A 2,437-nucleotide genomic window follows, 5' to 3' on the forward strand; every position below is an offset into this window, starting at 1 on the left:
TTGTTAGGTGACTGCGTACCTTTTGTATAATGGGTCAGCGACTTATTTTCAGTGGCGAGCTTAACCGAATAGGGGAGGCGTAGCGAAAGCGAGTCTTAATAGGGCGTCTAGTCGCTGGGAATAGACCCGAAACCGGGCGATCTATCCATGGGCAGGTTGAAGGTTGGGTAACACTAACTGGAGGACCGAACCGACTACCGTTGAAAAGTTAGCGGATGACCTGTGGATCGGAGTGAAAGGCTAATCAAGCTCGGAGATAGCTGGTTCTCCTCGAAAGCTATTTAGGTAGCGCCTCATGTATCACTGTAGGGGGTAGAGCACTGTTTCGGCTAGGGGGTCATCCCGACTTACCAAACCGATGCAAACTCCGAATACCTACAAGTGCCGAGCATGGGAGACACACGGCGGGTGCTAACGTCCGTCGTGAAAAGGGAAACAACCCAGACCGTCAGCTAAGGTCCCAAAGTTATGGTTAAGTGGGAAACGATGTGGGAAGGCTTAGACAGCTAGGAGGTTGGCTTAGAAGCAGCCACCCTTTAAAGAAAGCGTAATAGCTCACTAGTCGAGTCGGCCTGCGCGGAAGATGTAACGGGGCTCAAACCATACACCGAAGCTACGGGTATCACGTAAGTGATGCGGTAGAGGAGCGTTCTGTAAGCCTGTGAAGGTGAGTTGAGAAGCTTGCTGGAGGTATCAGAAGTGCGAATGCTGACATGAGTAACGATAATGGGTGTGAAAAACACCCACGCCGAAAGACCAAGGTTTCCTGCGCAACGTTAATCGACGCAGGGTTAGTCGGTCCCTAAGGCGAGGCTGAAAAGCGTAGTCGATGGAAAACAGGTTAATATTCCTGTACTTCTGGTTATTGCGATGGAGGGACGGAGAAGGCTAGGCCAGCTTGGCGTTGGTTGTCCAAGTTTAAGGTGGTAGGCTGGAATCTTAGGTAAATCCGGGATTCTAAGGCCGAGAGCTGATGACGAGTCATCTTTTAGATGACGAAGTGGTTGATGCCATGCTTCCAAGAAAAGCTTCTAAGCTTCAGGTAACCAGGAACCGTACCCCAAACCGACACAGGTGGTTGGGTAGAGAATACCAAGGCGCTTGAGAGAACTCGGGTGAAGGAACTAGGCAAAATGGCACCGTAACTTCGGGAGAAGGTGCGCCGGTGAGGGTGAAGGACTTGCTCCGTAAGCTCATGCCGGTCGAAGATACCAGGCCGCTGCGACTGTTTATTAAAAACACAGCACTCTGCAAACACGAAAGTGGACGTATAGGGTGTGACGCCTGCCCGGTGCCGGAAGGTTAATTGATGGGGTTAGCTAACGCGAAGCTCTTGATCGAAGCCCCGGTAAACGGCGGCCGTAACTATAACGGTCCTAAGGTAGCGAAATTCCTTGTCGGGTAAGTTCCGACCTGCACGAATGGCGTAACGATGGCGGCGCTGTCTCCACCCGAGACTCAGTGAAATTGAAATCGCTGTGAAGATGCAGTGTATCCGCGGCTAGACGGAAAGACCCCGTGAACCTTTACTATAGCTTTGCACTGGACTTTGAATTTGCTTGTGTAGGATAGGTGGGAGGCTTTGAAGCGTGGACGCCAGTTCGCGTGGAGCCAACCTTGAAATACCACCCTGGCAACTTTGAGGTTCTAACTCAGGTCCGTTATCCGGATCGAGGACAGTGTATGGTGGGTAGTTTGACTGGGGCGGTCTCCTCCTAAAGAGTAACGGAGGAGTACGAAGGTGCGCTCAGACCGGTCGGAAATCGGTCGTAGAGTATAAAGGCAAAAGCGCGCTTGACTGCGAGACAGACACGTCGAGCAGGTACGAAAGTAGGTCTTAGTGATCCGGTGGTTCTGTATGGAAGGGCCATCGCTCAACGGATAAAAGGTACTCCGGGGATAACAGGCTGATACCGCCCAAGAGTTCATATCGACGGCGGTGTTTGGCACCTCGATGTCGGCTCATCACATCCTGGGGCTGAAGCCGGTCCCAAGGGTATGGCTGTTCGCCATTTAAAGTGGTACGCGAGCTGGGTTTAGAACGTCGTGAGACAGTTCGGTCCCTATCTGCCGTGGACGTTTGAGATTTGAGAGGGGCTGCTCCTAGTACGAGAGGACCGGAGTGGACGAACCTCTGGTGTTCCGGTTGTCACGCCAGTGGCATTGCCGGGTAGCTATGTTCGGAATAGATAACCGCTGAAAGCATCTAAGCGGGAAACTAGCCTCAAGATGAGATCTCACTGGGACCTTGAGTCCCCTGAAGGGCCGTCGAAGACTACGACGTTGATAGGTTGGGTGTGTAAGCGCTGTGAGGCGTTGAGCTAACCAATACTAATTGCCCGTGAGGCTTGACCATATAACACCCAAGCAATTTGCGAACTCGAAAGAGACCAGATTGCGGTGTGTGAAGACGAAACGAACCGAAAGTTCGACTCTT

General features: G+C 52.1%; 1 rRNA gene. It reads left to right on the forward strand.

Annotated elements, in window-relative coordinates:
* A 23S ribosomal RNA gene (locus tag ACP7E3_RS31820) occupies nt 1–2,356 on the forward strand; the annotation flags it as partial.
* Nucleotides 2,357–2,437: the final 81 nt, after the last annotated feature.

It is taken from the genome of Pseudomonas sp. PSPC2-3 (assembly GCF_049898265.1).
In the GTDB taxonomy this organism is placed as follows: domain Bacteria; phylum Pseudomonadota; class Gammaproteobacteria; order Pseudomonadales; family Pseudomonadaceae; genus Aquipseudomonas; species Aquipseudomonas veronii.